Origin of the sequence: Halomonas sp. 111 (genome assembly GCF_052379685.1) — a bacterium.
Classification (GTDB): Bacteria; Pseudomonadota; Gammaproteobacteria; order Pseudomonadales; family Halomonadaceae; genus Vreelandella; species Vreelandella citrativorans.
The window spans coordinates 37,962-64,304 of sequence record NZ_JBQSYV010000020.1 but is presented as its reverse complement, the minus strand read 5'-3'; the positions used below and the strand labels follow the sequence as shown (position 1 = coordinate 64,304).

Genomic DNA, 26,343 nt, shown 5'->3' with positions numbered 1-26,343 from the left:
CGTTAATGATAAAGTAAGACGGGATAACAGGGCGCCAACGCTTTGCTCTTGGGAGATATCATGTCTGCGTGCTCGTTAGAACTCTCTACTCTATCCGCCATGGAAAACATTGAGGCAAGCCAGTGGGATGCCTTGGTCGGCCACGATCAGCCTTTTCTGCGCCATGCATTTTTGTATGCGCTGGAGGCGAGTGGCTCGGTGAGTCGTGAGACAGGATGGGAGCCCTGCCATGCCTGCGTTTGGCGTGCAGGCCAATTGGTAGGCGCACTGCCCATGTACCGTAAACATCACTCTTACGGTGAGTATGTATTTGATTGGGGATGGGCGGAAGCGTTCGAGAGAGCCGGTGGCACCTATTACCCTAAAGCGCTCAGCGCTATCCCGTTTACTCCCGTCCCGGGGGTGCGCACGCTACTTGCTAGCCATCTAAATGCTGAGGCTATCCGTGCTCTGTTAGCGTCAGCCTGGCAAACGCTTTGTCACCAGGAGGCGCTCTCCAGCTGGCATTTATTGTTTGCCGATGAGCATGACGTGACGGCCTGGCAGGCGCAGTTTCCCCAATTAACGGTCCGCGAAGGGCTTCAATTCCAGTGGCAAGACGCAGGTTTTGGCGACTTTGATGGTTTCCTGGCAAGCCTGACATCCAAACGGCGAAAAATGATCAAGCGTGAACGGCGCTTGGTGGCCGAACAGGGGCTAAATGTGGTGCGCCTGGAGGGCCAGGAGATCACCCAGGAAACAATGACGCACTTCTATCGCTGTTATTCAATGACGTATCTGGAGCGCGGTCGTTCGCCCTATTTAAATCATGCCTTTTTTGAACGGTTACGCCAGACCATGCCCGAAACATTGATGCTGGTGCAGGCGCAGTTGAATGGCCAACCGGTTGCGTCGGCGCTCTATTTTCGTGGTGAGCACACGCTGTATGGCCGCTACTGGGGGAGTGAAGTGGAGGCCGATTGTCTGCATTTTGAAGCCTGCTATTACCAAGGCATTGAGTACTGTTTGCAGAATGGGCTGACGCGCTTTGACCCAGGTACCCAGGGGGAACATAAGTTAGTACGCGGTTTCGCCCCTCAACGTGTTCGTTCCCTGCACTATATGAACCATCCTGGCTTGGCGGCGGGTGTTGCCCAATTTTGCCAAGCGGAGGGCGCCCAAGTGAGCGCGTATCGTGAGGCGGCTTTTCAAGCGCTGCCTTTTAAAGTGCCTGCGGCTCGCTGATGGTTCTGCATAGTGGCATAATGCGCGCCGTTACTGCCTTGGGAGATCGGTGATGCACAAATGGGTTGTGGTAGCGTTACTTGTCGTACTGGGTTTGCTCCAGTACACGCTTTGGTTAGGTAATGGCGGCTGGCGTGACCTGCAAATAGTCGAGCAGCGCGTTACTGCACAGGAAGAGGCCAACTTGCCCATGCGCGAGCGAAACGCACGCTTAGCGGCCGAGGTCACCGATCTTAAAACCGGGCTGGACGCTATTGAAGAGCGGGCCCGAAGTGATATGGGCATGGTGCGTAGCGATGAACAGTTTTTCTGGGTGCCGGGTGTCGCCATAACGACCGAGTTGATAGGTATTAACGCAGGCCTGGTGGTCCAACCACGACTAGACCGTGAGCAATCGGCACAGTGAGTAAACGAACAGAGAATATGTCAGGTAAGCGGCTGTGAAAAAGACGCTTTGGCTGATCGTGCCTGCCGCCGGGCAAGGGCGTCGTATGGGAGCCGATAAACCCAAACAGTACCTGATGTTAGGTGAGCGCCCAATACTGGTGCACACTCTGGCGCGACTTTACGAGGCGTTTCCCAAGGCGTCGTTAGTGCTCTGCCTGGACAGCGATGATCAGTGGTTTCAGGCTGAATGGGTGCCTTTTGCGGCCTGGCAGCGCGTAACGGGCGGCATCGAACGCATGGATAGCGTACTCAATGCGCTACATGCCATACCCGCACAGGATGACGATATTGTGATGGTGCACGATGTGGCTCGCCCGTGTATTACCACGGACGACCTGCATGCCCTGTATCAGGCGGTGACTCATCACACCGGCGGGGCGCTATTAGCGATGCCGGTGGCAGATACCATGAAACGGGCCAACGCCGAACAACAAAGTACCTGTACAGAACCCCGGGAAGGGCTTTGGCATGCGCTGACACCCCAGGGGTTTCATTACGGGCTATTGCGCCAGGCACTTGAGAGTGCCCGGCATCAAAAACGCATGGTGACCGATGAGGCGTCAGCGGTCGAGGCGCTGGGTAGGCAGCCACAACTGGTTAGCGGGCGGCGCGATAATTTAAAAGTGACGCATCCGGATGACCTTGCCCTCGCCGCCGCCATTTTGTCAGCACAATCAGATACGTTTACTCAGGAGGCTTAATGCGAATTGGTCATGGCTTTGATGTTCATCGGTTCGGCCCCGGCGACCACTTAATGATTGGTGGCGTTAAACTGCCGTTTTCACAGGGCTTTGTCGCACACTCCGATGGCGATGTGCTGCTTCATGCGGTCAGCGATGCGCTGTTAGGCGCCTGCGCGCTGGGCGATATTGGCCATCACTTTCCCGATACCGACCCCGAATGGAAAGGCGCTGATAGCCGTATGCTGCTGCGCCATGTGATGAGCCTGGTTCGGGCGGAAGGTTATGAAGTTGTAAACCTGGACGCGACCCTGATGGCTCAAGCGCCCAAAATGGCGCCGCATATTGCGACAATGCGTCAAACCATTGCTGACACCTTGAGTGTTTCCTTGGGCCAGGTAAACGTTAAGGCCACCACGACGGAACGGCTAGGGTTTACCGGGCGCGGGGAAGGCATTGCTGCTGAAACGGTGGTTTTACTCGGCCAGCCTGAGGCGTTGAATGAGTAAGCTGCCTCAGTGGGCACGCTCTTTGGATGCTGCGTTTGGGCCGCCCAAGCCGGGGCATTATCGGGCCCAACCTGAGGATTTTTTGGTTGACGAGCAGCTGGACTTCACGCCCGAATCGCATGGTGAGCATCTTTGGCTGCGGATTGAAAAACGCAATCAGACCACGCTGGATGTGGTGAAAAGTGTCAGCCGATTATGCGGTGTGACCCCGCGAGATATTGGCTATTCAGGCATGAAGGACCGAATAGCCGTGACGCGCCAATGGTTAAGCATTCACTTGCCAGGGCGTGACGCGCCTGCTGACTTGATATCAGCACTGGGTGGGTTGGGCATCACGGTGCTTGAAAGCGTGCGTCACCCACGCAAACTAAAACGTGGCGTTCATCGCACTAACGCGTTTACGTTACGATTGAGTGGCGACGCGATCACGGCGGATGATTTCGTTCATCGCTGGCAGGCGCTTTGCCAGTTCGGGGCGCCCAACTATTTTGGCCCTCAGCGTTTCGGCCCTGAGGCGCGTAATTTACAGCGTGCCGAGGCACTACTCGCACGGGGGTGGCGCAAACGTGACGACCGTCAAGGAATGCTGCTCTCTACTGCGCGAAGCTTTCTATTTAATGAGCTGCTAAGCGCTCGCTTGGCGGACGGCAACTGGCATCAGCCTATCCCAGGCGATACCGTGATGCTTGACGGCACCCAAAGCGTATTCGGCGTCGACACGGTGGACGAGTCGTTGATAACGCGTGCTGCTGAGCTGGACGTGCATCCAACCGCGGCGCTTTGGGGCATTGGTGAAAACGCCGTTGATGACGCAGGGCGCTACGAGGCGCAGCTAGCCCGTCAGCATCCTGAGTTGTGTAAAGGTTTGGAAGCCAGCGGTGTGAAACGCTCCCATAGGGCACTGCGTATGCGATTAACGGCGCCCCAGCTCACTTGGGAATCTGATGCCGTGCTACTCTCGTTTGCACTACCCCGAGGCAGTTTTGCTACCGCCGTTATCGGTGAGCTCATTCATCACCCGGATATGGCGTAAGCCGCCAGATTACGCTGATCAACAAGGAGGCATCAATGCGGCGACTGCTGCTCTCTAACGACGACGGTGTTTACGCCCCAGGGCTGAAAGCGCTACATGATGCGCTGGAGGCTCATGCCAAGCTGCGTGTCGTTGCCCCGGACCGTGACCGTAGCGGGGCAAGTAACTCGCTGACATTATCGCGCCCGCTCTCATTAACCGCGCTGGAAAATGGTTTCTATAGCGTGGATGGTACGCCCGCTGACTGCGTTTACTTGGGCGTAAATGGCGTGTGGGATGAGCGGCCTGATCTGGTTATTTCAGGGATTAACCACGGTGGCAATTTAGGCGATGACGTGCTCTATTCAGGCACGGTGGCCGCGGCCATGGAAGGGCGCAACCTGGGCATGATCGCGATTGCCATGTCGCTATGCGGTGATCGTTATTTTGACACCGCGGCGAAAGTGGCATCCAGTCTGATTGGTGCCGCCGATCAACTCTCCTTGCCGCCCAGAACGCTGCTCAACGTTAACGTTCCAGATGTGCCGTGGGAAGCCATCAAAGGCGTTAAGGTAACCCGGCTTGGATATCGTGGCCCGGCTGAAAAACCGCTTGCGATCGAAGACCCACGTGGGCGGACGCGCTATTGGATTGCGCCGGTTGCTGCCAATGCGGATGACGGTGAAGATACCGATTTTGCAGCGATCGAGGCAGGTTATGTATCGATTACGCCGCTGCAAACCGACTTGACGCGCCACCCTGCGTGCCGTGACGTACAGGATTGGTTGGATGCCTTTGCCTGATATTTCGCCCATTGAGCGGCGCGGGCGGGGAATGACCTCTCAGCGTACCCGGGATCGCATGATTGATCGGTTGATCGAACAGGGAATTCGACATCCGGATGTGCTTGATGTGATGGCTGGCGAGCCCAGGCATCTGTTTGTTGACGAGGCTTTGGCGCATCGTGCCTATGAAGATACGGCGCTGCCTATCGGCTTTGGGCAGACGTTATCACAGCCGCTTACCGTGGCGCGGATGACAGAACTGGTTGTGAAAGCCGAGCCACGCCGTGTGTTGGAAGTGGGCACCGGCTCTGGGTATCAAACGCTGATTTTGTCGCGCTTAGTGAAGGAGCTTTACTCCATTGAGCGTATTTACGCCTTGCATGAGCGAGCGAGTGATCGCCTTTGGCGCCTGGGCGCAGAGGTAACGCTAACCGTTGCCGATGGCGGCGAGGGTTGGTCAACGGCAGCACCGTTCGATGTTATTTTATTGACGGCTTGTGCGCAGACACTGCCTGAAATATTGCTTGAGCAACTAAGTCGCGATGGGGTGTTGATTGCGCCGTTGGAAGCGCCTGATGGCAGCCAATGGCTTACCCAGATAAAGCGCATTGGGAATGCTTTTGAGAAGCGGCGGCTTGAGCCCGTTCGTTTTGTACCTTTATTGCAAGGAGTAGTGGATTGAAGCGTAAATCCTTGGGGATTTTTTTTAAAGGTGCCGGGATGGGGGCCGCAGATGCCATACCCGGAGTTTCGGGGGGCACGATTGCCTTTGTTACCGGCATTTATGAAGAGCTGATCAATACCATTAAGCAGTTTGGTCCTGGCGCGTTGGTGGTTTGGCAGCGTGATGGGTGGCGTGCCCTCGTTAAGCACTTGAACCTGGCCTTTTTGATTCCTTTGCTGGCCGGTGTCGGCATCAGCCTGGTCAGCGTGGCGCACTTGGCGCTATGGCTGATGGAAGAGCACCCTCTGCTGCTTGATGGCTTCTTTTTCGGGCTGGTTGCCGCCTCTGGAATGGTGGTCGCTCAAGCGGGAGACCGCTGGAAATTTTGGTATTTATTTCCGTTGTTGGCCGGTTTGCTGTTAGCCAGAATGTTACCGAGCTTGATGCCCTTGGTGCTATTGCTCGGTAATGAGGCCACGATTGTGATGGTGGCGGGGTGTATTGCGATTAGCGCCATGTTGTTGCCAGGCGTGTCGGGCAGTTTTTTGTTGCTCACGATGGGGCTCTACGGCACGATAATGGGGGCTATTCGCAGTTTCGACATCACTATTATTATGCTGTTTGGTGTGGGATGTGTGATAGGCCTTGCGCTGTTTTCGCGGCTATTATCCTGGCTGTTAAGACGTCATCATGGCTTTACGATGCAATTGCTTTTAGGGTTTATTATTGGCTCGTTGCCGGTTCTGTGGCCATGGCGCGAGCTGTTGCGTTATCAGGTTGGTCCAAGCGGGCAAATGATACCCTTGGAGTACCGTTATTTGCTGCCCAGTGATTATGCCGCGTTGACCGGCGCTTCCGCGCAGATTATCGGCGTGGTGCTGCTGATGGTCGTTGGTATATTGCTGGTCATGCTATTGAACCGTCGGGCAGGGAAGTCGACCACGTTAGATTCAACTAATACGGCTCAGCGCTGAAAAGGAGTAGGGTTTGCATGCGTAAAGTCTTCATGATGTCAGCCTTGGTGTTGGCAATTAGCGGGTGTGCCAATCAGCAGCACAATACCCCGCAAGTACGTGACTTGAGTGAAGCGAGTCGCGTGGTGGAAAACTCGCCTCAATATACCGTCAAACCAGGCGATACCCTGTATGGCATCGCTTGGCAGCATAATCTGGATTACCGCCAGCTAGCTACTATCAACAATATTGATGCGCCCTACCAAATTCACCCCGGACAGATGATTGCATTGCGTGAAGGGGCAGGGGCTGGCAATAATTCCCAGCCCGCAAATCAGGCGCAAAACACGCCGAGTGAATCGCGCGGCGTTGTCGCAACCGGGCTCAACCCGCAGGCGACAGCAGTAGCCAGTAACGACCAGGAACTTGATTGGCTACTGCCTGATGAGTCGGCGATTGAACGCGCTCAGCGTTTAAACGCTGAGCGCCCTGAACAACAAGCCGTTGAAAGTGCTCAGCAGGTAGCGTCAACTAACAGTGCGCCGCAAGAATCTCCCTCTCAACCCGAGGTGGCTGCTACCGAGCCAAGGCCTGAGCCAGAAGCGGTCCCAGCATCGGAGCCTGAGGAGCAGGTGGTTGCTCAATCCGAAACACCTGCGGCTGCTCCAGTGGAACGTTCGGACCGCTCATCGCGTACGTTCACGCCCGCAGAGACGATCAACTGGCAATGGCCGACAGATGGGCAAGTCACGGGCAACTTCGGCGAAGGTGATTCGATTACCGCCGGGATTGATATCGCCGGACAAAAGGGGCAACCTGTCAAAGCCGCAGGCCCTGGTATTGTCGTTTATGCGGGTAGTGGTGTACGTGGGTACGGTAATCTTATTCTTCTTAAACACAACGATCAGTTCCTAAGTGCCTATGCGCATAACGACAGCTTAAACGTTAGTGAAAATGACGTGGTTGAAGCAGGCGAAGTGATCGCCACCATGGGAAACAGTGATGCAGAAAGCGTTAGGCTGCACTTTGAGGTGCGCCGTGATGGTCAGCCTCAGGATCCTATGGAGTTTTTACCTGCACGCTAATCAGTGGAGTACCCGATAAGCGAGTAGCGGCAAGGTTTTGTTGAGCCAGCCCCTTACGAGCTGGCCCACATAAAAATAATAACACCAGTAACGCACACGTAAGCGTGGTTACCTTTAAATATTAAAAGGCGGGCAGGCGATACTACGGGGGTAAGGCCATGAGTATGCTGGAGAAGGACCTACAGGAGGTTGACCTGGATGCTGCCGAAGAAGCGTTGGAAAACGCTGACGATGATGTCGCAGCGGAAGAGGAAGCTTTTGAGAAAGCACTAGGACGTGAGGACCGGCAATCGACTCAAAGCCTGGATGCGACGCAAATTTACCTCAATGAAATAGGATTTTCGCCGCTCTTAACGCCAGAAGAAGAGGTCTATTATGGCCGCCTGGCGCGAAAGGGGGATCCGCTTGGTCGTTCTCGAATGATCGAGTCTAACCTGCGGTTGGTGGTTAAAATTGCCCGGCGCTATCTAAACCGTGGGCTGACGCTGCTGGATCTCATTGAAGAGGGTAATTTAGGGCTTATTCGTGCCGTTGAAAAGTTTGACCCTGAGCGTGGGTTTCGCTTTTCAACCTATGCAACATGGTGGATTCGACAGACCATTGAACGCGCGCTAATGAACCAAACGCGCACCATTCGTCTGCCGATACATGTGGTGAAAGAGCTTAATATTTATCTGCGTGCCGCGCGTGAGCTGACACAAAAACTTGACCATGAAGCGACCGCTGAAGAGATTGCTGAGCATCTCGACAAACCGGTTGATACGGTCAAGAAAATGCTTGGCCTCAATGAGCGTGTCTCCTCGGTAGACTACCCCATGGGTGGAGAGAGTGATAAACCGCTGATTGATACCTTGGCCGATGATGATGTTCAAGGCCCAGAAGGTTGCCTGGTAGATGGTGATGTGCGTGAACACGTGGATCTTTGGCTTGATGAGCTAAGTGATAAACAGCGTGAAGTGGTCGTGCGTCGTTTTGGTTTGCGCGGTCATGAGGCGGCCACCCTGGAAGAGGTCGGCGCTGAAATTGGCCTGACACGCGAGCGTGTACGACAGATTCAAGTCGAGGCATTAAAGAAGCTACGCCGTACGCTTGAAAAGCAAGGCCTGTCGCTAGAGGCGATTTTCGAAAGCTAGCCAAGACAGCGTGGCTACGTAGGCACGGCCTCAACGCACCGAGTTTATACTCGGTGCGTTGTTGTTAGAGGGGCTATTTTTGATGACTTATTATGTATAAGCGAGATACGCAATGCGCCCGCTAGCGGCCCATATCGATTTGGATGCTCTGCGTCACAACTATCAGTTGGCGTGCCGCTGCGCGCCACAAAGCCGCTCGGTGGCGGTTATCAAAGCGGATGCCTATGGTCACGGCGCTGTAGCGTGTGCTCACGCGCTGGAAAGCCACGTCCCGGCGTTTGCGGTGGCGTGTATCGAAGAAGCGATTGCGCTACGTAACAGCGGCATCAGCAAACCTATTGTGTTGTTAGAAGGTATCTTTAGCGCCGATGAGTTACCGCTGGTGGAGCGCTACGCACTGTGGACCGCCATTCATAGCGCATGGCAGGTAGACGCGCTGCTGGCATTTTCGCCAAGCCAACCCATTCCCGTTTGGTTAAAAGTCGATTCGGGTATGCATCGGCTGGGGTTTGGCCTCGCGGAGGCGGAAGCGGTCTGGCAGCGCCTGGCCAATGCACCACAGGTCACGGCGCTGCATTTAATGAGCCATTTTGCGACCGCTGATGCCAGCGACGGCCACTATTTTAATCAGCAGCTGTTGAGTTTAAAGGCCTTGGCCAAGGCGCTTGATGCGCCTTTGTGTTTAGCTAATTCACCGGCGACGCTTGCCTGGCCTGACGCCCATGGTGACTGGAACCGACCAGGCATCATGCTCTATGGCAGTGACCCATTGGAAGTGGCCACCCCAACCACGCAGCAATTACGTCCGGTCATGAGTCTGCGTTCGGAAATTATCGGTTTGCGAGAGATTAACGAAGGTGAACCCGTCGGCTACGGAGGGCGCTGGCGCGCCCCGCGCCGGTCACGTATTGCGGTGGTGGCCGCAGGTTACGGCGATGGTTATGACCGCCATGCGGTGGATGGTACGCCGGTACTGGTCAATGGGCAGCGGTGTGCTATTGCCGGCAAAGTGTCGATGGATATGTTGACCGTTGATGTGACCGATATACAAGATGCTGCCATTGGCAGCGAGGTGGTGCTCTGGGGAACGGCCAGCAATGGGGCAGTGTTAGCCGTCGATGAGGTTGCACGCTACTGCGATACGATCAGCTATACCCTGCTTACCGGGGTGTTGCCACGCGTACCCAGACGTTATCAAGAGTCTTCAGTTTAGGTGGTACGTATGTCGAAAAAAGAGTATCCAGCGTCGTTTGCTCACCCACGCTACTGGGGAACCTGGCTTGCCATCGGTGCGATGTATATCGCGGCTTGGTTACCTTGGAGTATTAAGCTTTGGGTAGGCAAGGTCATTGGGCTATTGGCATGGTGCTTTGCCAAACGGCGGCGGGACATTACGGCCACCAACCTGGCGCTTTGCTTCCCGGAAAAGAGTGCCGATGAACAACGAAAGTTGGTGAGAGATACCTTTATTGCTAACGGTATTGGCTTAGTGGAAACCGCGACTGGCTGGTGTCGGGAGGCAGAAGGATTTCGTCATCGAGTGGCGTACCATGGTCAGGAGCACTTGGCGCATGCCAAAGCCCAAGGCAAGGGGGTGTTGGTCGTCGGGATCCACTTCTCAACGCTTGATTTGGGGGGCGCGCTGCATTCGCTGTTCTTTCCGGCGGATGTCGTATATCGCCCGCATAATAACCCGCTTTTCGAGCGCTTTATGACGCGTGCTCGTTCACGTATTTTCGGCCAGGCGATAGATCGACACGATCTGCGCGGCGTGGTGCGACGTATCAAGGCAGGGCATATTGTCTGGTATTCACCCGACCAGGACTTTGGGCCGGATGTCAGTGTATTTGCCCCCTTGTTTGGTCAGCAGGCGGCCACCATTCGGCTAACGTCTAAAATCGCTCGTATGACGGGCGCGCCGGTGGTGCCGCTGATGTTTCATCGCAACCCGGATAACCGCACCTATACGATTGAGTGCCTACCTGCGTTTGAAAACTTTCCCAGTAACGATGAAGTTAACGACGCAACGCGGGTTAATCAGTTTATTGAGCGTGCCATTCGCAAGCACCCCGAGCAGTACCTGTGGCTGCATCGGCGCTTTAAAACGCGCCCTGAAGGGGATGATGAAGGTTTCTATTAGATACGGTTTTTTTAGATACAAAGAAGCCGGCGCGATGCCGGCTTCTTTGTGGCTGTTGTTAGCTACTCAGGCATTAATCCAGGTTACGTGAGTAGAAGATTTCCAGCATCTCTTTGCGCAGGCGGCTTTCGATATCGCGGGCTTCTTCAAACGTAATGTCGCGACGCGACTTGCCGAACAGGTAATTGTCGAGCTCGAAGTCTTTCAGCAGCATCTTGGTATGGAACATGTTGTCCTGATACACGTTCACGTCCATCATCTGATACGCCTGCTTGGTATCTTCCGCCAGGTAATCCTGGATCGAGGCGATCTCGTGATCGATGAACAGCTTTTTACCGTCGACGTCCCGGGTGAAGCCGCGCACACGGTAATCCATGGTGACGATATCAGAATCAAAGCTGTGAATCAGATAGTTCAGCGCTTTCAGCGGGCTGATATGCCCACACGTTGATACGTCGATATCCAGACGGAAGGTGCTGATGCCGTTGTCAGGATGCGATTCCGGGTAGCTATGTACGGTGACATGGCTCTTATCCAGATGGGCAACCACGGTTTCAGGCAGCGGACCAGGGCCTGGTTCTGTGTTTTCAGGGTTGGCTTCATCAAGCTCATGTTCAGCAATGAGAATGGTGACGCTTGCCCCGTGAGGTTCATAATCTTGACGGGCAATATTCAACACATGCGCACCGATAATATTGGTGACATCCTTCAAAATTTGCGTCAGCCGTTCGGCGTTGTACAGCTCATCGATATAGTCGATATAAGCGGTACGTTGCTCTTCGGTCTTGGCATAGCAGATGTCGTAAATATTAAAGCTCAGCGAGCTGGTCAGGTTATTGAACCCGTGGAGTCGGAGACTATCTGTCATGTCCGAACCTCCCTATGGCTGATGAAGACACCCCGACGAGCCAGCGCCGGAACCGAGAAAAACCTAATGCCATACGTGGTGCGCATGTTCTAAAAGCACTTGCAGGGCAGTCAGGGGGAATACAAGGAGGCGTATTATGCCCGGCCGGGGCAGGGGATGCATCCGGGCAGGGCATTTTTTTTCGCTGTGCTGCATCGTAGGCCGAAGGAGCGAGCGTCGTCGCTCTGCCTCAAGCCTCTACAATTTCAAAGGAGTGCGTAATTTCAACACCGCCTTTGACAAGCATAATGGACGCACTGCAGTACTTTTCGGCGGAAAGCTCTACGGCACGTGCAACTTGCTTCTCTTTTAGCGCTCGGCCTGTGACCACGAAGTGAACATGAATTTTGGTGAATACGGCAGGCACTTCATCGGCGCGCTCAGCATCCAATTCGGCAACACAGTCGGTCACATCGGCACGGGCTTTATCGAGAATATTCAGGATATCAAACGCCGTGCAACTGCCCATGCCCATCAGCAGCATTTCCATGGGACGAGGCCCGGTATTGCGGCCGCCGTGGTCGGGTGGGCCATCGATCACAACGCTGTGCCCACTGCCCGACTCGGCGATAAATTGACGGCCATCCGTCCATTTTACCCTTGCTTTCACGTGGCTCTCCTTATCTTGGCGACGACAGGTAAGTCGCGCAGCATAACATTTCTTTGCCTGGGCGCACTGTTTGAATCCCCACTCTGGGCCTTCTTATAACGGGGGATTTATTGGCTTAAAAAGTGCTCCAGGGCGGCAAGGCGTTCGGGTGTTCCTACATCAACCCAGTGTCCTGCGAAGTGTTCCCCTGACACCTGCTGTGCATTCATCGCATTTTTTAATAGTGGCGCGAGCGCAAACGCCTCGGTGGGCTGGCCAGCCAACAGCCTGGGATGAATAATGCTGACACCGGCATAGGTATAGCGCTGTGCGCCTTGATTAAGAACGCGCCCCTTATCCAGGGCAAAGTCGCCTTCAGGATGATGGTCAGGGTTATTCACCAGTATCAGGTGCGCCAGATCGCCCCTTTTTAGCTGAGTGTTGGCGGGCAGGTAGTCACACCACACATCACCATTGACCAGCAGAAAGGGTTCCTCGCCCAGCAGCGGTAGCGCCTTTTGAATGCCTCCGCCCGTTTCAAGCGGCGTGGCCTCATGGCTCCACTGAATATTGACACCGTAGGCCCGGCCATCGCCTATCGCTTGAATGATTTGCTCGGCGCGATAGCTGACATTAATAATGACGTCTTCAATACCTGCCCGCTGAAGCCGCTCCAGGTGATGAACGATCAGCGGCTTCCCCGCGACCGGGAGCAAGGGCTTGGGGCAGTGGTCGGTTAACGGGCGCATCCGCTTGCCTAAACCGGCCGCTAATATCATCGCTTTCATGGATGCTCTTCCGCCAGGCGTTGCAGAATGGCTGGGCGCAGCGTGAGCCTTACCCAGTTGGCAAAGGCGACGTGTTCGGGCAGGCCATTCAGGCTATCTTCAAGGTGATCCAGGAAGTGGGGTAAGCGTGCCAGGTAGCCCTGTTTGTGGTCACGTAGCGTTAACCGACAAAAAATCCCCAACACTTTTAACGAACGCTGAGCGGCCATGGCGTGGCACTGGGTAATAAAGTCGGCCTCTGTTAGTACACTGGACAGGCGCCCATCGCTGCGGGCCTGGCGATAGAACAGGGTGGCCAGCTCGGCGAATTGGGCCGCACTAAAGCGCCAATAGCGGCCTCGCAGCAAGGAAATAACGTCGTAGCTAATCGGCCCTGCCACGGCGTCCTGAAAGTCGATCATATATAAGCGGTCATGGTTGATCATGATGTTCATGGCATCAAAATCACGGTGAACGCTAACCGTCGGCTGTTGAAGCGCCCGGTGAATAAGGTCTGTGCGCAGTGCCTCCCAGCTGGATGGGCAAGGTAGCCTCAGCCACTTATCCATGCACCACTCAGGGAACAGGTCGAGTTCACGAGCCAATAGCGCAGCATCATAGTCGGGAAGTGCGGTTGGGCTGGCCCTGTTTTGCAGCTCGGCAATCAAGCCCAGAGCTTTTTCATGATACTGAATCGCCGCGGCACTATCGGTAAACCGGTCCTGCATGGGGGTACTGCCTAAATCGTCCAGCAGTAAAAAACCGTCGTCTAAATTCGCGGCATAAATTTTGGGAACGGGTAAGCCCGCCGCGTACCAACGGTGGCCAATGGTAACAAAAGGGGCTGAATCCTCTTGAGCAGGCGGTGCATCCATGACTATTTGGGTGTCGCCATTAGGTAGTGTTAGACGAAAATAGCCCCGAAAGCTGGCGTCGCCGCCCGCTGGTGAGAGGGTAATCAACGCCGGATTTAGGCTGTTTTGTTCTGCGGCCCATCGGGTGAGGGCATCAATCCGTAAAGAGGACATGCAAGCTCCTTGCTGGTCGGGCATCATGCGGGCTGTATAATACCTATTCTGGATGCCAAGGATAACGAACATGGGCAAGCGATTTTCGCGCATCATACCGGTTGCGCATACGCTGATGGGCAGTTTGCTCGCTAGCGCCTCGTTCTCGGTGGTGGCGCAGAATCAAGCGCTGCCCGCACAAGCGCTTGACTGGCAGGCCTGGGAAGGAGATGAAGCGTCACAACAGTTGTGCCGTGGCCGGTACGTGATGCCCAGCTACCGGTTGCCTGTAGAGCAGAACCCGGAAACGCTGTCAGTTGAAACCCAGGACGTAGATTACGCCGCCGATGGCGAGGCATTGCTGCGAGGCGATGTGGTATTGCGACGTGGTAATTCGGAATTAGAAGCCGAACGCATTTATTTACCCGCAAACCGTGAGCAGGTGGATGCTGAGGGTAATCTCGCTTTGCGTGATGGCCAAGCGTTGGTGCGTGGCGACAGCGCCACCTTAATGCTCAATGAAGATCGCGCGAGTGTGCGTAACAGCCACTATGTGCTGTATGAAGAGCGTTTGCGTGGCCAGGCAAGTCAGCTTGAGCAAACAGGCGAGTCTCAGTATCGCTTGCGAGATGCCACCTTTACGACCTGTGAACCCGGCGCCAATACCTGGGAGCTGGTGAGCAGTGATATACGCCTAAATCAGGAGTCGGGGTTTGGTACCGCGACGCATGCCCGCTTAAAAGTAAAAGACGTGCCTGTTTTTTACTGGCCGTGGTTGCGCTTCCCTATCGACGATAAGCGTCACACGGGGCTGTTGTCCCCGGCTATCGGGTTTTCGTCAGATGGATTTAACTACGCACAGCCGTTTTACTGGAATATCGCCCCTAATCACGACGCCACCATTACGCCGCGTTGGATGAGTGACCGTGGGTTGCTGCTCAACGGTGAATACCGCTACCTGTTTTCGGAAAGCGAGGGAACCGTTGAGGGGGGGTACTTAAGTAGGGACGACGGAGGTAACAGTGGTAGTGACCGCTTTGCTGGCGAAACCCGTTGGTATGTCGATGCGCGCCATGCGGGCCGAGTCAACAGCCGCAGCAATTATCGGTTGCGCTATGGCGCTTCCAGTGACGGCCGCTATTTCGACGACTTCGGTGATGAGTTTGGGGGGAGCGACCGCGTAAGCCTGGAGCGGCTTGCCCAGATAGATTATCAGGGTGACCAGTGGTATCTCGATGCCAGGGCGCAAGGCTTTCAGCGCCTTGAAGACCCGCTTAGCGACTCTGATAAGCCGTTCTACCGCTTGCCCAGCCTGACCGCGAATTCCAATTGGCAGCTAGGCAGTGGCTTCTTCAGCGAATGGCGCTCCAACGCGACCTATTTTTGGCGTGACGTGGATGAGCGGCTGGTGCCGGAACGCGAGGCGGCAACCGGCACGCGTCTACACTTAACGCCGGCCGTCGGCTGGCGCGAAGAAAAGCCCTGGGGATATATCGAACCACGGGCTGAGCTTTGGTATACCGCCTACGAGTTGGACTACGGTGACCGTGAAACGGAGCGCAATACCTCACCAAGTCGAACTGTGCCGGTGACGTCGGTGGATGGCGGCCTGGTATTTGAGCGTGAACTGGAGCTTGGAAATCGCGGCTACCGGCAAACGCTGGAGCCGCGGTTTAACTATGCCTATGTACCCCGCAAGAACCAGACCCAGCTACCCGATTTCGATAGTCGTGAGCGGGCTTTCTCGTGGGACCAACTGTGGTCGCCCCATCGCTTCTCCGGCGGGGATCGGGTCGGCGATCTTAACCGTGTGTCAGTGGGTGTGCAGACGCGCTTTATCGAAGATGACAGTGGCCGTGATCGTCTAACATTCGGTATCGGGCAAAGTCTCTATTTTTCGGACCGCCGTATTGATAGTGACGGAGACCCGGATACCCTGCCAGCGCGGCCAGAAGAAGACCCTTACGTTAACCCGCAGCGTTACTATCAGGCCACGCGTGATCGTTCGCCTCTGGTAACCCGGCTGGACTGGCAGATCAATGATCGCTGGAGTACCGGCTACGAATGGCTTTACGATGATCACCGTGAAAAGACGGAACGCACTCGCTTTGACCTGCGTTATCGGCACCCTGAAGGCCATGTAGTGAACCTGGGTTACCGTTGGGAGATCGAAGGCTTCGACCCTGATACGTTACCAGGCGATGATGGCTTTCGTGATTACAACCGCGAAGAGTGGGACGTGTCATTTGCCTGGAAAACCAGCCCAAGGGTGGATCTGATAGGCCGGTATCTTCACGACCAAACCAATGATCGTGCGCTTGAAAAACTGGCAGGGGTACAATGGAACGACTGCTGCTACGGCGTGCAGCTTGTTTGGCGCGAGTGGGTGGATGATAACGACACTGCGCGTGTTGCAGATGACTTCAACGATCGCGGGCTATTTTTACGCTTTGTATTCCGTGGCTTGGGCGGCGTTGGCCAAGAGGCTGACAGCTATTTTGAACGGACCATTCCTGGTTACCGTCCTACTCCCTTGTAACGACGTTCTTGAATGGCGACTGAAAGAGACTTTTTATGAAAACCAGAAATATGCTGCTAGCTCATGCAAAAACGATGTCGGCCGCGAGCGTTATCGCGCTGTGCATGGGCGCAGGCACGCTTGCCGCTCCACTGGTAACGCAAGCGCAGAATTTTGAGTCCACCCAGCGCCAGCCGATCGATAGCATCGTTGCCGTGGTTAACGATGGCGTTATTATGCGAAGTGAACTCGACGATCGTGTTGCTCAGATAGAGCAGCAAGCGCAAGCTCAGGGGGGCTCGCTTCCGCCAGGCTCTGCGCTTCAGGCGCAAGTGCTTGAACGGATGATACTGGATGAAATCCAGTTACAGCTGGCAAATCGCAACAATCTAAGCATCGATGATACCGAGCTGAACCGTCAGCTGCGTACGATTGCTGAATCCAACAACATGACGTTGGATCAGTTCGCAAACGCGGTAGAAGCCGATGGCATGACGCTTGCTGAGGTGCGTGAAGACATTCGCCGTGAAATGTTGATGCGCCAAGTGCAGCAGCGCCAGGTTGGTCAGCGCGTATCGGTCAGCGACCGTGATGTTCAGCGCGTGCTTGATCAACAGGGCAATCAAAATAGCGATCAGGCGTTTGTCGAAGAGATCCGCGCACGTCACGTACTGGTTGAGCTAACTCCAACGCGCAGTGAAGAGCAGGCGCGTGCCCGGGCCCAGGAGGTGCGTCAGCGTTTACAGCAAGGCGCTGACTTTGCCTCCGTAGCACGTGAGTTTAGTGACGACAGCGGCAGTGCGCTTAACGGTGGCGAGCTGGGTTGGGTGCGTCCTGGCCAAACCGTACCGGCGTTTGAGGAAGCATTGCAGACGCTGAACGTTAACCAAATCTCCGAGCCAGTGCGCTCACAGTTCGGCTACCACGTAATTGAAGTTGAAGAGCGTCGTCGTCAGAACGTGACCAATGAGAGCCGCCAGGAGCAAGTGCGTCAGGCCATTTTCCAGCGCCGCGCCAATGAAGAGCTGCAAGTCTGGCAGCAGGAAATTCGCGCGGAAGCCTTTGTGGATGTTCGCCTTTAAATGAGCCAAATCGCTGACCTTCCGCTGCTGATTACCACGGGAGAGCCTGCGGGTATTGGGCCTGAGCTAGTGCTTATGCTGGCCGCACAGGGCCACCTGCCGGCGCAGGCCGTCGCCATTGGTGATGCCGATATGTTGCGCCAGCGGGCCGCTGCGCTAGAGCTTGATGTGGCACTGGTGGAAACAAGCCCAGGCCAGGAAGTAGCCGCTTGCGCGGGGCAGTTACCCGTTTGGCCCGTAGCGTTGAATGAGCCCGCAACGCCTGGCGTGCTTAACCCGGCCAATGCAGGGTATGTGCTTGCCACGCTTGAGCTGGCCGTGGCGGCCTGTCAGGCAGGCCAGGCGGCCGCCATTGTCACCGCACCGCTGCATAAAGGCGTCATCATTGAAGGCGGCTACCCAGGGTTCACAGGGCATACAGAGTGGTTGCGTGATGCCTGCGGTGTTGATGAGGTCGTGATGATGCTGGCAACCGATGCCGCGTTACACGCCAACGCACCGGACTGGCAAGGCAGTGGTGATCTTCGCGTTGCATTGGTCACCACACACTTGCCGCTGCGCCAGGTTGCCGATGCGATTACCGTCGCGCGGGTAACCCGGATTAGCCGCTTGCTGGCCGATGATCTGGTGCATCAGTTTGGTATTGCCTCGCCGCGTATTGCCGTGTGCGGGCTAAATCCTCACGCGGGCGAAGATGGCCATTTGGGCCATGAAGAGCAAGAGACGATTATCCCCGCGCTTGAATCCCTGCGTGCGCAAGGGCTGGATATTCAAGGCCCTTTTCCTGCCGATACGCTGTTTACGCCTCGCCACTTGGCGGGTGTTGATGCCGTGCTGGCGATGTACCATGACCAGGGCTTGGCCGTGCTTAAGTATGCTGGCTTTGGTCAAGCTGCTAATATCACGCTGGGCTTGCCGCTAGTGCGTACGTCGGTAGACCACGGCACCGCGCTTGACCTCGCGGGTAAAGGCGTGGCTGACCCTGGTAGCTTGCGCGTTGCGCTATCGCTTGCTCGGCGTCTTGCCGAACAGCGCGCCCAAATGGCCCGCCAGGCGTAACGCCTCCACGATTGAAAAATACCTCCAAGGAATTCTGTTAGATGTCTCAAGTGCCCCAGCAGCACCGTGCTCGCAAACGCTTCGGTCAAAACTTTCTACGTGACCTGGGTATCATCTCGCGTATTGTGCGCTCTATTGGGCCGCGGGAAGGCGACCGTCTTGTTGAAATTGGGCCGGGCCAAGGCGCGCTGACCGCGCCACTGCTTGAGGCGGCAGGGAAGCTTGAGGTGATTGAGCTGGACCGCGATTTGATTCCTGGCCTACGCGTGCAGTTCTTCAACTACCCCGACTTTATTATCCATGAAGGCGATGCGCTGAAGTTTGACTTCGCGGCGCTGAAAGGCGATGGCCCCGCCCTGCGCGTCGTCGGCAATCTGCCCTATAACATCTCAACACCTCTGATCGTGCATCTGCTCACGGCCGGTAATGCGATTGCCGACATGCACTTCATGCTCCAAAAAGAGGTCGTTGAGCGGCTGGCTGCCCAGCCAGGCGGTACGGATTGGGGGCGGCTTTCTGTGATGGCGCAGTACTACTGCCACGTCGACCAGCTGTTTATCGTACCGCCCGAGGCCTTTGTACCCCGGCCTAACGTCGACTCTGCCATTGTGCGCCTCACACCGCACGCAAGTTTGCCGCACGTAGCCGACGACCCGGCACTCCTGTTTGAGCTGGTAAAGCTAGCCTTTGGCCAACGCCGTAAAACCTTACGTAATAACTTGAAAGGACGCGTCAGTCCTGAAACGTTAGAAGCGCTGGGTATTGACCCCACGCGCCGCCCGCAAACGCTAACGGTTGCTGAGTATGTAACCATTGCTAACCGTGTGGCTGCTGATGAAAGGCTAGGTAGTGATGGGAGTGAAAACGGGTGAGTGGTTTAGCCATCGACGTCAGTGTAACGCCTGAATATTGTGCCGAAGAATCCAGCGACGTGGAATCACGCTACGTATTTAGCTATACCGTGACGGTGCATAATCAAAGCCCGCATAGCGTACAGCTGATGGCACGTTACTGGAAAATCACCCAGGGCAACGGCGATAGTCAGGAAGTGCGTGGCAAGGGCGTGGTCGGGCAGCAGCCATTGATCGGCCCCGGTCAGCGCTTTCGCTATACCAGCCGGGCGATTTTGCAAACACCGGTGGGCGTGATGGAAGGTGCCTATACGTTGTTGAACACCTATACCCAGCGTGCCTTTGAAGTGCCCGTAGCGCCTTTTCGCTTGGCTGTGCCGCGTCAGCTGCACTAAAACAGTCTCGTCCCTAGTGAGCCCTCCTCTAGGCAGAGGTTAAACGCTGCTCCAGGTGATCGCATAAGCGAAGAGCGAGTTGCACCAGAGTGAGCGTGGGGTTGGCGTGTCCGCTGCTTGGGAATACACTGGAGCCCGCCACGTACATGTTGTCCTGGCCAAACAGGCGGCAATCGCTGTTAACGATGCCGTCTTTCGGGGCATGACTCATGCGTGTGCCTCCCATGTGGTGGCGGCCAGCTAGCTCGCCATCGGTCGGTAGCGTAACGGGTAAGGCTGCAAGCCAATCGGCCAATTGTACGCGGCCAACATCTTCCTCAAGCAGGTACTCCCCCAATAGCAGCAAGCTCTCGCGAATAGTGTGCCGATCAAGCGGCGACTGTTGCCAAACTAGCCTACTGCGGGGAATGCCTAATGCATCAGGTTCTTCAGTTAGCTCAATGCGATTTTCAAAGCGAGGTTCCTGCTCCCAGGAGGCTCGTAACATCACCCCATGCAGGGTGCGTCCTTGCGTTTGCCACTTACTGATCAGCTCGCCGAGTGAAGGCGCCTGCAGGCCAAGTTCATCAATCAATGCTTGGGTTGCTTCGGGGCTCATACGATGCAAGCGTAATCCACAGTTCAGTATTTCTCGCGCGGTGATTGACTGCTCATTAGGCGAGAGGAAAACGTTGTACTCCTTATCCAGCCCTAAGGCTTCTGGCTTAAACAGAAGTGCCTGCCCAACCGTTGCATGGGGATGCTCCATCCAGTAACGCCCCAGGGTCTTCGCATGTGGAATCAGTTGGCCATTGGTTTGTTGGTTGCACCATAGCAGCAAACGCGCGTTATCAATCCCTCCGCAGGCGAGGACAAAGTAGCGGGCGTGTATTGTGTGTGTCTCGCCTTTGTCGTTGGCAAATGTAGCACTGGTGATACGGCCATTTTCGGTTTCAAGTGCCACCAGGTTGGCAGTCAGGCAACAGATCAGGTGGGGTGATGCTTCAAGCATCTCGGCATACTTATGTTGCACGCGTACCGGCGTTCCCAGTGAAAAATGAATCCGGTTAAGGTCTGAGGAGGCGACAGGCTCATCCGCAGGAATCGGATCCAGGTCTAGCAGCTCGGTGGCTGTGCCAAGGTAAGGCGTTAGCGCTTCCTGGCCAATAGGCCATACGGTCTCGGGGGCGGCCGTTTTGGCCATAAAGTCATACGCATCAAGTGGGCGAGAAACGCCGCCCCAATGATTGGTGGAGCCGCCTAAATAGCGTAGCCGGCTCGTCTCGAGCGGAATATACGTATCGCCAACCACTTCGCCGCGGTAACTATCCTGAGAGCGTTCGCTAAATACTTCATCGCCGCCTTCGCAGAGTAAAACCTGGTGGCCTTGCCGGGCTAGCGTCACGGCAATTGACATGCCTGCAGCGCCGCTGCCAATAATACACACATCCAGCGTATCATCCTGCTCGTTGAGCTCCTCAAAAGGCAGGTACATTAGCAATCACTCGTTCGCAGTAGCCAACCGTTAACCAATACGCTCTCCAGAGAGAAGCGTATTGGTAACGTGGGTGAAACGTTCGTTGCGTTGGCCACAGGGAGCAAGGCGGTAACGGGGACGAGAACAAGGCCCATGCCCGTAAACGTTGCGATTTTTAATAGCCAGCGCCGTGTATAGGTGGGCGTCATATTGGTTGTGTTGTCCTTGGCTGTGGCAAGTGCTTTACTTTGCAGGATGTTATTGACGGTTGTAATTAACGATAACTATTAAAAAGTATGGTCGCGTTGTTAAAAGCAAAAGCACTCCCAACGGGTATGCTTGATTTATATTGGTCCATATTTTCCCAATTCACCAGAGCAATTTAGCGGCTACAGTGCTGTGAACATGCAGCACGTTTTTTTATTTCGACGCTCTTTATTTTTCATATAAGGCCCGCGCATGAGTACCTACGCGATTGGCGATTTGCATGGCTGCTACGCCGAGTTTATGACGCTACTTGAAGCCCTGAACTTTAATCCCTCGCACGACACTTTGTGGCTGGTGGGCGATGTGATCAACCGTGGGCCAGGCTCCCTTGAGTGTTTACGCGAAGCGCACGCACTGGGCGGCTCGGTACGCTGTGTGCTGGGCAACCACGACTTTCATCTGTTGGTGGTCGCGCGTGGCGGCGGCAGGCAAAAAAAGCACGACACCCTCAACGATATTCTTAATGCGCCAGATCGCGAGCAACTGCTGGATTGGCTGCAGTGCCAGCCGCTTGCAGTGCAGCAAGGCAATACCCTAATGACGCATGCCGGTTTGCTGCCTCAGTGGCGCATAGAGCAGGCTGTCGCTTATAGCCGTGAGGTCGAGCAAGCGCTTACCAGCGAGCAGTCAGGGCATTTCTTGACCGAGCTTTTTGGTAATCAGCCTGATCGTTGGCGAGAGGACCTGGAGGGAATGGACCGGCTGCGCTTTATTGTTAACGCTATGGCACGTATGCGCTTTATTGACAGCCAAGGGCGGCTGGAGTTTGCTGCTAAAGAGGGCCTTGCTAGCACCCCGCCTGGCTTTGCGCCGTGGTTTCAGTATGCCCGTGACGACGACCCTCACCTCCTGTTTGGGCACTGGGCCGCGCTAGAAGGAAAGACTCGGGGCGCCAGGGTTCGGGTAGACGCGTTGGATACGGGCTGCGTGTGGGGTGGGACGTTAACCGCGCTTAATATAGATACCGGTGAGCGAATGAGCGTACCCAGCCAGCAACGAGGAGGGCGGTAGTGATGGCGCATTCAAATGATCCGTGCATTGCCGGGCTGGACGTATACCGAGTGGGCGGCGCTGTTCGCGATGCGCTGCTGGGCTGGCCAGTGTATGACAACGACTGGGTGGTGGTGGGCGCTACCCCAGAGGCTATGCGCCAGCGCGGCTTTAAGCCGGTGGGGCGAGATTTTCCCGTGTTTTTGCACCCTGATACAGCGGAGGAGTATGCGCTGGCGCGTACGGAGCGAAAAACTGGGCACGGATATTCCGGGTTTGAAGTGCATGCCAGCCCCGAAGTAACGCTGGAAGAGGACCTGCTGCGCCGCGACCTGACCGTGAATGCCATTGCGCAACGGGTCGATGGGCCGCTGATTGATCCCTTTGATGGCCAGAAGGATATCGAACAACGCGTGCTGCGGCATATTTCTTCTGCGTTTGGTGAAGACCCGCTGCGGGTGCTGCGTACGGCACGTTTTTTAGCCCGCTATGCGTCGCTGGGGTTCTCTATCGCCTCTGAAACCCTGGCACTGATGACCGAGGTTAGCCGCAGTGGTGAGCTTGAGCATTTAGCCGCTGAACGGGTATGGGTCGAAACCGAAAAAGCCTTGGGTGAACCCAGCCCCGAAGCTTACTTCACGACGTTGGCGCAGTGTGAAGCGCTGGCAATATGGTGGCCGTTCTCAGCAGAAAAACTGCAGAGCGGCTTGGCCGCACTGCAATACGTGCCTGACGATAGCCCAACGCCGCTGGCACATTGGCGCTATGCATTACTGGTGAGCGTGCTGGACGATGCGGGTCGCGAGGCATTGGCGTCAACGCTACGTTTACCCAATGCCGTAGCGCTGTTGGCGCGCTATGTCGCGTTGACCCTATCGTTGCTGAAAGAGCCTTTAGAGGCGATAGCTGTGCTGCATTGGCTAGAACGCCTGGATGGTTTTCGTAAGCCTGACCAGGTCGCCACACAGCTCACGTTAGTCGGTGTGATTGAAAGTGCCGGTGTTATTGAAAAAGAGTATGCCCAGCCGCTACAGGTTGCTTGGCAGGCGGCACGCAGCGTTAGCCCGCAGGGGCTCATCGCTCAAGGATTCAAGGGGGCTGAATTAGGCCAGGCGCTACGTGAACAGCGCCAGCAAGCGGTCAGTGATGCGTTAAGCGAATGATTAGCCAAGCAGAAGAGGTTTAGCGAGCCTGGGACGTACAGAGCGCAGGCTCCGCGTGCGATATCCAGGCGCTACCCCAGGTAAAATCTACCGCCCAAAGCCGCTGATTCCCCAGCGAAAAATTATTCCAAAGTGTGGCGTAAGGCGTGTTGCAAGCCGGGTGCCGTTCGTTAGGTAGCAGCTCCGCCAAGGGCTGTAACACGAATGCGCTTTCGGTCATCTCGGCGCGGGGCAGTGCAACACCTTCAACGACGCCCTGCAGGTTACCCACTGTTAGCAGGTCGATATCCAGCGCTTTAGGGTTGTATTTGTCCAAGCCCTGCTTACGGCCATGAATAATTTCCAAAGCCTTGGCCCATGCCTGTAATTCACTCGGCGACCAGTTACTTTCGAAGGCCACGACCAGGTTATAAAAATTACGGGTATCGCTAAAACCAACCGGCTCGCTTTCAAAAACGCGCGAGACATTTAAAGGCCCGAAGGTATCGAAAAGTGCATCGAGACACAGGCGGATATGACGCACAGGATCAATATTGCTGCCTAAACTGACGGTAACCAGGCTCATGAGATTATGTCCTTGTGGCCTCCGGTAGCTCGCCACGTGTAATTTCAAGGCCTACGCTCGCCGCTTGCGGCACCGCGCCGGGTTTACGCACCCGCAAGCGTAACCAGGTAATGGAAAACTCGCTGCGCAGGCAGTCAGCCAAGCGTTCCGCGAAGGTCTCCACCAGCGCGAATTGATGCGTGTCAGCGAATCGTTGGATACGCTGGCAGATAGCCGCATAGTCTAGCGTTAAGCTTAAATCGTCAGTAGCGGCAGCCGGGCGAATATCGGTCGCCAGGGTTAAGTCCAGGCTAAGCGACTGTTGGATGGTGCGTTCCCAATCGTAAACACCAATCACGGTGTCTACCTTGAGTGCTTCGATCAAAATGCGGTCCACAAGCTCTTCCTCGGCGACAACAAGCGGGCGATTGTACGTTAGGATGAAACGAAACGACAGTAGGATGGAAAAGGCGCCATGGCGTGGTTAGTGTTCGGCTATTTAAGCGGCAGTTGGCTGGCAGCGATTAGTGTTTGCCGGATAGCGGGAGTGGGCGATCCTCGTCGCTGTGGCTCCGGTAATCCCGGTTTTTCTAACGTGTTACGCCTTTATGGGCCGCGCCTAGCGGGTGCCACGCTTTTGCTGGATGCGTTAAAAGGCGTACCCATAGTGCTTGCCAGTAAATTAATGGCGTTACCGGTCAGTTGGCAGGGGCTGATTGGGCTGGCGGTATTACTGGGGCATAGCTACCCGGTATGGTATGGCTTTCGTGGCGGAAAGGCCGTCGCCAGCGCGTTGGGCGTGCTGCTGGTGTTGACCCCGGGTGTTGCGCTGGTGAGCGTGGGGGTGTGGACCTTGCTGGCGTGGCGCTTAAAAACCGCGGCAATGGCTTCCTTGTTAAGCGCGCTGGTGGCGCCGCTTGCCTGTATCTGGCTGGCGCCTGCTTATGTGGGCGTAGTGGGCGGCTTGAGCCTACTGGTGCTGCTGCGTCATGGGCTTAATATTCGCAGATTAAGACGCGGCGATGAGCCGCGCCTGGGGCGTCGCTAATTATTCGGCGTTGGGAGGCGTCAACTGATCAAGCGGCCAGCGCGGCGTAGCCTGCATAACGCCATCCTTGTCCTGTTCTCCAGCGGCCAGGCGCTGCGCGCCCACGTACGCGATCATGGCGCCGTTATCCGTGCAGAACCGGCCGCGAGGATAGTAGGCCTTTGCCTGACGTTTTTGACACTCAAGGGCCAGACGCTCACGCAGCCGGTGATTGGCACTCACCCCGCCAGCCACTACCAGCCGTTTTAACCCCGTTTGGTCCAGCGCCCGGCGGCATTTGATGACCAGTGTATCGACCACGGCTTCTTCAAAGGCGCGGGCCACATCAGCGCGCGCCTGCTCGTCAAGTTCGCCAGCCGCTTCCAACTGACGTATAGCCGTTAAGGTATGCGTTTTTAACCCTGAGAAACTGAAGTTAAGCCCCGGCCGGTCAGTCATCGGACGTGGAAAACGAAACCGTTTGGGGTCGCCCTCTTCGGCAAGCTTGGCCACCAATGGGCCGCCGGGATAAGCAAGGCCGAGCATTTTGGCGGCTTTATCAAACGCTTCACCGGCCGCATCATCAACAGATTCACCCAATAGCTGATAGCTTCCAAGTCCTTGGACTTCCACCAACTGGGTATGGCCGCCAGATACCAGTAGGGCCACAAAAGGAAACGCTGGCGCATCGTCTTCCAGCATGGGAGCGAGTAGATGACCTTCCATGTGGTGCACGCCCAATACCGGAATGCCTAGTGCACGGGCCATACCGTGGGCCGTACTGGCACCCACCATGAGCGCGCCTACCAACCCCGGGCCTGCGGTATAGGCAATACCCTCTAAATCGTCTCTTGTTAGCTTGGCATCACTTAACACCTGCTCAATCAAAGGGAGCAGCTTGCGCGTGTGGTCCCGTGAGGCAAGCTCGGGTACCACGCCGCCATATTCGGCGTGCATGGCAATTTGGCTATACAGCGCATCGGCCAGCAGGCCATCGCCCCCTGAGCGGGAGGTGTCATAAAGAGCAACGCCGGTTTCGTCGCAGGAAGTTTCGATGCCAAGCACACGCATAGGAAGTCTCTACAGAGG

Annotated in this window: 28 protein-coding genes; 20 read left to right on the top strand and 8 right to left on the bottom strand. The window is 55.8% G+C overall.

The features are described from left to right. Window positions 1–60 precede the first annotated feature (60 nt). The 12 genes from ACT3T7_RS14890 (at window position 61) to lpxL (ending at window position 10,632) form a co-directional block, all read left to right on the top strand. Entirely contained in the window at window positions 61–1,224 is a 1,164-nt protein-coding gene (locus ACT3T7_RS14890) for a GNAT family N-acetyltransferase (protein WP_172117492.1), read from the top strand. Between the two features lie 52 nt (window positions 1,225–1,276). Further along, window positions 1,277–1,630: a cell division protein FtsB gene (gene ftsB / locus ACT3T7_RS14885; protein ID WP_193054461.1), complete on the top strand. Its 354-nt coding sequence runs from the start codon at window positions 1,277–1,279 to the stop codon at window positions 1,628–1,630. Between the two features lie 34 nt (window positions 1,631–1,664). Continuing rightward, window positions 1,665–2,372 (top strand): 2-C-methyl-D-erythritol 4-phosphate cytidylyltransferase, encoded by a 708-nt coding sequence (ispD, locus tag ACT3T7_RS14880; protein WP_172117494.1) that lies wholly within the window; start codon window positions 1,665–1,667, stop codon window positions 2,370–2,372. Further along, window positions 2,372–2,860: a 2-C-methyl-D-erythritol 2,4-cyclodiphosphate synthase gene (gene ispF / locus ACT3T7_RS14875; RefSeq protein ID WP_444631447.1), complete on the top strand. Its 489-nt coding sequence runs from the start codon at window positions 2,372–2,374 to the stop codon at window positions 2,858–2,860. Before ispD ends, ispF begins: the two co-directional genes overlap by 1 nt. Beyond that, on the top strand, window positions 2,853–3,893 hold the full coding sequence (truD, locus tag ACT3T7_RS14870; RefSeq protein ID WP_444631446.1) for a tRNA pseudouridine(13) synthase TruD: 1,041 nt from the start codon (window positions 2,853–2,855) through the stop codon (window positions 3,891–3,893). Before ispF ends, truD begins: the two co-directional genes overlap by 8 nt. A 35-nt stretch (window positions 3,894–3,928) precedes the next feature. Continuing rightward, window positions 3,929–4,675 carry a 5'/3'-nucleotidase SurE gene (gene surE, locus ACT3T7_RS14865; RefSeq protein ID WP_087112027.1) on the top strand — a complete coding sequence of 249 codons (747 nt, stop codon included), beginning with the start codon at window positions 3,929–3,931 and terminating at the stop codon, window positions 4,673–4,675. Continuing rightward, window positions 4,662–5,339: a protein-L-isoaspartate(D-aspartate) O-methyltransferase gene (locus ACT3T7_RS14860; protein ID WP_087112029.1), complete on the top strand. Its 678-nt coding sequence runs from the start codon at window positions 4,662–4,664 to the stop codon at window positions 5,337–5,339. Before surE ends, ACT3T7_RS14860 begins: the two co-directional genes overlap by 14 nt. Continuing rightward, window positions 5,336–6,295, top strand: coding sequence for a DUF368 domain-containing protein (locus ACT3T7_RS14855; RefSeq protein ID WP_444631445.1), 960 nt, complete (start codon window positions 5,336–5,338; stop codon window positions 6,293–6,295). Before ACT3T7_RS14860 ends, ACT3T7_RS14855 begins: the two co-directional genes overlap by 4 nt. A 17-nt stretch (window positions 6,296–6,312) precedes the next feature. Beyond that, window positions 6,313–7,359, top strand: a complete 1,047-nt coding sequence (locus ACT3T7_RS14850; protein ID WP_172117500.1) for a peptidoglycan DD-metalloendopeptidase family protein — start codon at window positions 6,313–6,315, stop codon at window positions 7,357–7,359. Window positions 7,360–7,517: 158 nt separating this feature from the next. Next, window positions 7,518–8,492 carry an RNA polymerase sigma factor RpoS gene (gene rpoS, locus ACT3T7_RS14845; RefSeq protein ID WP_087112035.1) on the top strand — a complete coding sequence of 325 codons (975 nt, stop codon included), beginning with the start codon at window positions 7,518–7,520 and terminating at the stop codon, window positions 8,490–8,492. A 112-nt stretch (window positions 8,493–8,604) separates the two neighbouring features. Beyond that, window positions 8,605–9,705, top strand: coding sequence for an alanine racemase (alr, locus tag ACT3T7_RS14840; RefSeq protein ID WP_444631444.1), 1,101 nt, complete (start codon window positions 8,605–8,607; stop codon window positions 9,703–9,705). A 9-nt stretch (window positions 9,706–9,714) separates the two neighbouring features. Next, window positions 9,715–10,632 (top strand): LpxL/LpxP family Kdo(2)-lipid IV(A) lauroyl/palmitoleoyl acyltransferase, encoded by a 918-nt coding sequence (lpxL, locus tag ACT3T7_RS14835; RefSeq protein WP_444631443.1) that lies wholly within the window; start codon window positions 9,715–9,717, stop codon window positions 10,630–10,632. Window positions 10,633–10,705: 73 nt separating this feature from the next. On the opposite strand, the gene speD is transcribed toward lpxL, so the two are convergent. From speD to ACT3T7_RS14815, 4 genes are all read right to left on the bottom strand, one after another. Next, window positions 10,706–11,500: an adenosylmethionine decarboxylase gene (speD, locus tag ACT3T7_RS14830; protein WP_172117503.1), complete on the bottom strand. Its 795-nt coding sequence runs from the start codon at window positions 11,498–11,500 to the stop codon at window positions 10,706–10,708. Between the two features lie 229 nt (window positions 11,501–11,729). Then, window positions 11,730–12,149: an OsmC family protein gene (locus ACT3T7_RS14825; protein ID WP_087112043.1), complete on the bottom strand. Its 420-nt coding sequence runs from the start codon at window positions 12,147–12,149 to the stop codon at window positions 11,730–11,732. Window positions 12,150–12,256: 107 nt separating this feature from the next. Continuing rightward, the gene (gene murU, locus ACT3T7_RS14820) at window positions 12,257–12,916 is read right to left on the bottom strand and encodes an N-acetylmuramate alpha-1-phosphate uridylyltransferase MurU (RefSeq protein WP_444631442.1); all 660 of its coding nucleotides are present in this window, start codon (window positions 12,914–12,916) and stop codon (window positions 12,257–12,259) included. After that, a complete protein-coding gene (locus ACT3T7_RS14815; RefSeq protein ID WP_441679253.1) occupies window positions 12,913–13,923 on the bottom strand; it encodes an aminoglycoside phosphotransferase family protein in 1,011 nt (336 codons plus the stop codon). Before ACT3T7_RS14815 ends, murU begins: the two co-directional genes overlap by 4 nt. A gap of 70 nt (window positions 13,924–13,993) precedes the next feature. On the opposite strand from ACT3T7_RS14815, the gene ACT3T7_RS14810 reads away from it, so the two are divergent. From ACT3T7_RS14810 to apaG, 5 genes are read left to right on the top strand one after another with little or no spacing between them, the layout of a single operon-like run. Further along, window positions 13,994–16,441 carry an LPS-assembly protein LptD gene (locus ACT3T7_RS14810; RefSeq protein ID WP_441679252.1) on the top strand — a complete coding sequence of 816 codons (2,448 nt, stop codon included), beginning with the start codon at window positions 13,994–13,996 and terminating at the stop codon, window positions 16,439–16,441. A gap of 35 nt (window positions 16,442–16,476) precedes the next feature. Continuing rightward, a complete protein-coding gene (locus ACT3T7_RS14805; protein WP_441679251.1) occupies window positions 16,477–17,502 on the top strand; it encodes a peptidylprolyl isomerase in 1,026 nt (341 codons plus the stop codon). Then, the gene (gene pdxA, locus ACT3T7_RS14800; RefSeq protein ID WP_444631441.1) at window positions 17,503–18,561 is read left to right on the top strand and encodes a 4-hydroxythreonine-4-phosphate dehydrogenase PdxA; all 1,059 of its coding nucleotides are present in this window, start codon (window positions 17,503–17,505) and stop codon (window positions 18,559–18,561) included. Window positions 18,562–18,602: 41 nt separating this feature from the next. After that, complete coding sequence (rsmA, locus tag ACT3T7_RS14795; RefSeq protein WP_444631440.1) at window positions 18,603–19,433, top strand: 16S rRNA (adenine(1518)-N(6)/adenine(1519)-N(6))-dimethyltransferase RsmA; 831 nt, start codon at window positions 18,603–18,605, stop codon at window positions 19,431–19,433. Then, on the top strand, window positions 19,430–19,807 hold the full coding sequence (gene apaG / locus ACT3T7_RS14790; protein WP_172117510.1) for a Co2+/Mg2+ efflux protein ApaG: 378 nt from the start codon (window positions 19,430–19,432) through the stop codon (window positions 19,805–19,807). The genes rsmA and apaG overlap by 4 nt, the downstream gene beginning before the upstream one ends. 28 nt (window positions 19,808–19,835) lie before the next feature. On the opposite strand, the gene ACT3T7_RS14785 is transcribed toward apaG, so the two are convergent. Beyond that, on the bottom strand, window positions 19,836–21,281 hold the full coding sequence (locus ACT3T7_RS14785) for an FAD-dependent oxidoreductase (RefSeq protein WP_444631439.1): 1,446 nt from the start codon (window positions 21,279–21,281) through the stop codon (window positions 19,836–19,838). A gap of 441 nt (window positions 21,282–21,722) precedes the next feature. Between ACT3T7_RS14785 and ACT3T7_RS14780 the strand changes: the two genes are divergently transcribed. Next, window positions 21,723–22,541: a symmetrical bis(5'-nucleosyl)-tetraphosphatase gene (locus ACT3T7_RS14780; protein ID WP_193054473.1), complete on the top strand. Its 819-nt coding sequence runs from the start codon at window positions 21,723–21,725 to the stop codon at window positions 22,539–22,541. A 2-nt stretch (window positions 22,542–22,543) separates the two neighbouring features. After that, window positions 22,544–23,683: a polynucleotide adenylyltransferase gene (locus tag ACT3T7_RS14775; protein WP_444631438.1), complete on the top strand. Its 1,140-nt coding sequence runs from the start codon at window positions 22,544–22,546 to the stop codon at window positions 23,681–23,683. Window positions 23,684–23,702: 19 nt separating this feature from the next. Here ACT3T7_RS14775 and folK read toward each other — a convergent pair whose 3' ends face one another. Together folK and folB are read right to left on the bottom strand one after the other, a co-directional pair. Further along, window positions 23,703–24,248 carry a 2-amino-4-hydroxy-6-hydroxymethyldihydropteridine diphosphokinase gene (folK, locus tag ACT3T7_RS14770; protein ID WP_444631437.1) on the bottom strand — a complete coding sequence of 182 codons (546 nt, stop codon included), beginning with the start codon at window positions 24,246–24,248 and terminating at the stop codon, window positions 23,703–23,705. A 4-nt stretch (window positions 24,249–24,252) separates the two neighbouring features. Then, a complete protein-coding gene (gene folB / locus ACT3T7_RS14765; protein ID WP_192527421.1) occupies window positions 24,253–24,624 on the bottom strand; it encodes a dihydroneopterin aldolase in 372 nt (123 codons plus the stop codon). A 78-nt stretch (window positions 24,625–24,702) separates the two neighbouring features. Between folB and plsY the strand changes: the two genes are divergently transcribed. Next, window positions 24,703–25,275, top strand: a complete 573-nt coding sequence (gene plsY, locus ACT3T7_RS14760) for a glycerol-3-phosphate 1-O-acyltransferase PlsY (protein WP_172117515.1) — start codon at window positions 24,703–24,705, stop codon at window positions 25,273–25,275. Here the strand turns inward: plsY and tsaD are convergent, their stop codons facing one another. Further along, window positions 25,276–26,325 (bottom strand): tRNA (adenosine(37)-N6)-threonylcarbamoyltransferase complex transferase subunit TsaD, encoded by a 1,050-nt coding sequence (tsaD, locus tag ACT3T7_RS14755; RefSeq protein WP_444631436.1) that lies wholly within the window; start codon window positions 26,323–26,325, stop codon window positions 25,276–25,278. Window positions 26,326–26,343 lie beyond the last annotated feature (18 nt).

What these genes read in the sequence shown, in the direction of transcription:
- ACT3T7_RS14890 (WP_172117492.1), top strand. Translation starts at nt 61, where the DNA reads ATGTCTGCGTGCTCGTTAGAACTCTCTACTCTATCCGCCATGGAAAAC.
- ftsB (WP_193054461.1), top strand. Translation starts at nt 1,277, where the DNA reads ATGCACAAATGGGTTGTGGTAGCGTTACTTGTCGTACTGGGTTTGCTC.
- ispF (WP_444631447.1), top strand. Translation starts at nt 2,372, where the DNA reads ATGCGAATTGGTCATGGCTTTGATGTTCATCGGTTCGGCCCCGGCGAC.
- truD (WP_444631446.1), top strand. Translation starts at nt 2,853, where the DNA reads ATGAGTAAGCTGCCTCAGTGGGCACGCTCTTTGGATGCTGCGTTTGGG.
- surE (WP_087112027.1), top strand. Translation starts at nt 3,929, where the DNA reads ATGCGGCGACTGCTGCTCTCTAACGACGACGGTGTTTACGCCCCAGGG.
- ACT3T7_RS14860 (WP_087112029.1), top strand. Translation starts at nt 4,662, where the DNA reads ATGCCTTTGCCTGATATTTCGCCCATTGAGCGGCGCGGGCGGGGAATG.
- ACT3T7_RS14850 (WP_172117500.1), top strand. Translation starts at nt 6,313, where the DNA reads ATGCGTAAAGTCTTCATGATGTCAGCCTTGGTGTTGGCAATTAGCGGG.
- rpoS (WP_087112035.1), top strand. Translation starts at nt 7,518, where the DNA reads ATGAGTATGCTGGAGAAGGACCTACAGGAGGTTGACCTGGATGCTGCC.
- alr (WP_444631444.1), top strand. Translation starts at nt 8,605, where the DNA reads ATGCGCCCGCTAGCGGCCCATATCGATTTGGATGCTCTGCGTCACAAC.
- lpxL (WP_444631443.1), top strand. Translation starts at nt 9,715, where the DNA reads ATGTCGAAAAAAGAGTATCCAGCGTCGTTTGCTCACCCACGCTACTGG.
- speD (WP_172117503.1), bottom strand. Translation starts at nt 11,500, where the DNA reads ATGACAGATAGTCTCCGACTCCACGGGTTCAATAACCTGACCAGCTCG.
- murU (WP_444631442.1), bottom strand. Translation starts at nt 12,916, where the DNA reads ATGAAAGCGATGATATTAGCGGCCGGTTTAGGCAAGCGGATGCGCCCG.
- ACT3T7_RS14815 (WP_441679253.1), bottom strand. Translation starts at nt 13,923, where the DNA reads ATGTCCTCTTTACGGATTGATGCCCTCACCCGATGGGCCGCAGAACAA.
- ACT3T7_RS14810 (WP_441679252.1), top strand. Translation starts at nt 13,994, where the DNA reads ATGGGCAAGCGATTTTCGCGCATCATACCGGTTGCGCATACGCTGATG.
- ACT3T7_RS14805 (WP_441679251.1), top strand. Translation starts at nt 16,477, where the DNA reads ATGAAAACCAGAAATATGCTGCTAGCTCATGCAAAAACGATGTCGGCC.
- pdxA (WP_444631441.1), top strand. Translation starts at nt 17,503, where the DNA reads ATGAGCCAAATCGCTGACCTTCCGCTGCTGATTACCACGGGAGAGCCT.
- rsmA (WP_444631440.1), top strand. Translation starts at nt 18,603, where the DNA reads ATGTCTCAAGTGCCCCAGCAGCACCGTGCTCGCAAACGCTTCGGTCAA.
- ACT3T7_RS14785 (WP_444631439.1), bottom strand. Translation starts at nt 21,281, where the DNA reads ATGTACCTGCCTTTTGAGGAGCTCAACGAGCAGGATGATACGCTGGAT.
- ACT3T7_RS14780 (WP_193054473.1), top strand. Translation starts at nt 21,723, where the DNA reads ATGAGTACCTACGCGATTGGCGATTTGCATGGCTGCTACGCCGAGTTT.
- ACT3T7_RS14775 (WP_444631438.1), top strand. Translation starts at nt 22,544, where the DNA reads ATGGCGCATTCAAATGATCCGTGCATTGCCGGGCTGGACGTATACCGA.
- folK (WP_444631437.1), bottom strand. Translation starts at nt 24,248, where the DNA reads ATGAGCCTGGTTACCGTCAGTTTAGGCAGCAATATTGATCCTGTGCGT.
- plsY (WP_172117515.1), top strand. Translation starts at nt 24,703, where the DNA reads ATGGCGTGGTTAGTGTTCGGCTATTTAAGCGGCAGTTGGCTGGCAGCG.
- tsaD (WP_444631436.1), bottom strand. Translation starts at nt 26,325, where the DNA reads ATGCGTGTGCTTGGCATCGAAACTTCCTGCGACGAAACCGGCGTTGCT.